3 protein-coding genes are annotated in these 2,305 nt (G+C 39.3%); 1 reads left to right on the forward strand and 2 read right to left on the reverse strand.

Annotated elements, in window-relative coordinates; all coding sequences use genetic code 11:
• Positions 1-359: 359 nt before the first annotated feature.
• A complete protein-coding gene (gene efpL / locus CWB85_RS13735) occupies positions 360-932 on the reverse strand; it encodes an elongation factor P-like protein EfpL (RefSeq protein ID WP_016707939.1) in 573 nt (190 codons plus the stop codon).
• A 201-nt stretch (positions 933-1,133) separates the two neighbouring features.
• On the opposite strand from efpL, the gene CWB85_RS13740 reads away from it, so the two are divergent.
• A complete protein-coding gene (locus tag CWB85_RS13740; protein WP_138555196.1) occupies positions 1,134-1,520 on the forward strand; it encodes an MmcQ/YjbR family DNA-binding protein in 387 nt (128 codons plus the stop codon).
• Between the two features lie 83 nt (positions 1,521-1,603).
• Here CWB85_RS13740 and CWB85_RS13745 read toward each other — a convergent pair whose 3' ends face one another.
• Entirely contained in the window at positions 1,604-2,080 is a 477-nt protein-coding gene (locus CWB85_RS13745) for a GNAT family N-acetyltransferase (protein ID WP_138555197.1), read from the reverse strand.
• Positions 2,081-2,305 lie beyond the last annotated feature (225 nt).

Consider the following 2,305-nt stretch of genomic DNA (forward strand, 5'->3'; position numbering starts at 1 on the left):
TTATACCTATAGTGTTAAGTTACTGACCATTTATAGCGACAGATAAATACAGTGATAACAAGGCCTAAATTTTGACATGTAGTTGTTCTACATGAAAAATTTATAACGCAGTTAGCGCTTTATTTAGCCCGCTAGAATGGTTAAATATTTAAGTCGATTGGTATAAATACATGATGGCAATAAATGCAGTGCAGATCAAAAAATACAAACGAGGCCCATTAGCTTATTAAAATCGAGCGCGCAGTGTAACGAAAGTATTGGCGAGTTTAAAGCCACATGGACAAATAGTGAACATAAATAATGGTGATATAAAAAACCGGCACTGATGCCGGTTTTTTATAAGTAAGCTATAAGCGCGATTACTTTTCAGCACGGCCCATAAATTTATGCTCAGCCGTATTGATACGGATACGATCACCAGTAGAAATATGTTCAGGTACTTGAATCGTTAAACCTGTTGATAAACGAGCTGGTTTTGAGCGTGCGCTTGCTGAAGCACCTTTGATTGATGGATCTGTTTCTTCAACCACAAGTTCAACGCTTGACGGTAAATCTAAACCCACTGGCGCGCCATCAATGACAATAACGTGCACACCTTGTGTTTCTTCGTTTACAAATAAAATCTCTTCGCTGATCGCGTTTTTATTCAGGTTATATGGTGTGTAATCTTCGTTATCCATAAACACATATTCTTCACCGTCCACGTACGAGAACATTGCTTCGCGACGCGTTAAATCGGCTAATTTTAGCATGTCGCTGTCTTTGAATGTTTCATCTACTTTGCTGCCTGTGACAACATCGTACAAACGCATGCGATATAAGCTTCCACCAGCACGACCTTGTGGCACAGAGCGAACAATATCTTTAACCACTAAAACACGGCCATTGAACTCAATAGCAGTACCTTTTTTAACTTCACTTGCCTTTGGCATCAGTGTCTTCCTATAATTTATAAATCCCGTGAAACATACCACGAACTGGGTTTTCTTCAATAAGAAAATATCGCTTATCACAGTTTTTCTACTAGAGTCTGTATTTACTAATAAATTTTACCTATTGATCGATTTTTCATGACTAAACTACGAAAAAGCTGCTATGGTTAATTTACCATAAATGACTTCAAGGACTGGATCATGGATCAACACACAGCACATGAGTATTTATCTAAAAAACCTCTGGTTATGGTTACCCAACCATTTGGCCAAGAAGTTGATGTATATAAAGTAAACCATAAAATGTTTGCAACGTTGTCAGTTGGCAATGAAGGGCAAACAGATGAAGACGGTAATCCACTTTGGTGGATGAATTTGAAATGCGACCCTGATGAAGCGCAAGCTCTTCGGGACATGTTTCCTTCGGTTATACCTGGCTATCATATGAATAAACGGTTATGGAATACTGTTATTCTAGATGGCTCAATTCCACAAGGTGAAATTGAGCGTATGATCGATAATTCATTTAACTTAGTGGTTGCCAACATGCCTGATAAAGATCGTAAGGCAATTGAAATCCATTTGTAACAACCCGTTGTACTGTTCAAAACACTTGAACAGTACAACCTACGTTTTACTTGTACAGCCTAACAAGTAATGGTGATCATCAATTAGCACGCCAGCAATTTCGTAGGCTCAACGTTCACAAACTTAAAGCCACATTTTACGAGCACTTTCTCCGAGCCAATATTCCCTGCACTAACCACGGCTTTTATTGACTGAATATTAAACTCCCCTCTCGCCCATGTTAAAAATGCATCAAGAGCTTCCGTTGCGTAGCCACGACCATAAAACGCTGGTAGTAATAGATAACCCACTTCCTGCGTCTGAGCCGTTTGCGATGCAGTAAACCCAGTTACGCCAACTGGCTTATTGCTGCATTTCTCATGAATAACCATACACAAGGGGCGACTTGAATTTGGCTGCCAAGGCTTTAAACGCTCATTAAATTTTGCGCGTATTTGCACCTCAGATGGCTTATCGAAGCATTTTTCAATTACCTGAGCATCATTATGCAATGCAAAGAATAGCGGCCAATCGTCAGCCGTTAATAACTTTAGCGTTAGTCTAGGTGTGTTGAGCTGCATAAATAGTTTCTTAGTACTCCTTTGCTAACGACCACTTGGCGCAAGTATGTTATACCAATCGTGTTAAGTTACTGACCATTTATAGCGACAGATAAACGCCGTTAGCGCTTTATTTAGCCCGCTAGAATGGTTAAATATTTAAGTCGATTGGTATAACGCAGTTAGCGCTTTATTTAACCCGCTAGAAAGGGTAGATAGTTAAGTTAATCGGTAAACTTACTCGAA

Source organism: Pseudoalteromonas sp. S1727, assembly GCF_005886375.1.
In the GTDB taxonomy this organism is placed as follows: Bacteria; Pseudomonadota; Gammaproteobacteria; order Enterobacterales; family Alteromonadaceae; genus Pseudoalteromonas; species Pseudoalteromonas haloplanktis.